This is a genomic window from Enterobacter sp. RIT637, from assembly GCF_019718755.1.
Lineage (GTDB): Bacteria > Pseudomonadota > Gammaproteobacteria > Enterobacterales > Enterobacteriaceae > Enterobacter.
On record NZ_JAIHAZ010000205.1, the window covers coordinates 1 to 511 of the forward strand.

The 511-nt window shown below is 59.7% G+C and carries 2 protein-coding genes; both read left to right on the forward strand.

Annotated elements, in window-relative coordinates; translation table 11 throughout:
• On the forward strand, positions 1 to 290 hold a 290-nt coding region (locus K5E19_RS24030), incomplete at its 5' end, for an FAD-dependent oxidoreductase (RefSeq protein ID WP_221553408.1).
• 12 nt (positions 291 to 302) lie between these two features.
• On the forward strand, positions 303 to 511 hold a 209-nt coding region (locus K5E19_RS24035; protein ID WP_221553411.1), incomplete at its 3' end, for an alanine racemase.

Here is a 511-nt window from a genome sequence, read left to right on the forward strand (position 1 = left end):
ATCTGTTCCCGCGCGGGGGCTTTGTCGAACAGGCCACGTTCTGGACCGGGTTACGTCCTATGACACCGGACGGCACGCCGATTGTCGGCCGTACGCCGTTCAAGAATTTATGGACTAACACCGGCCACGGCACGCTGGGCTGGACCATGGCCTGCGGTTCAGGGCAATTGCTGAGCGATTTGATCTCGGGCCGCACCCCGGCAATTCCGTTTGATGATTTAAGCGCCGCGCGCTATCAATCCGGATTTACGCCATCTCGCCCGCAGCATCTGCATGGCGCGCACAATTAACAAGGAGCTGTCATGTCCCGTCCTATTCTGGCTCAGCTGGATCTGCAGGCGTTAAAAAACAACCTGCAGATTGTCCGCCGTGCTGCGCCGGGCTCTCGCGTATGGTCGGTGGTGAAAGCCAACGGCTACGGCCACGGAATTGAGTCCATCTGGAGCGCGCTGAGCGCCACCGATGGTTTTGCGCTGTTGAATCTGGAAGAGGCGATCCTGCTGCGCGAGCG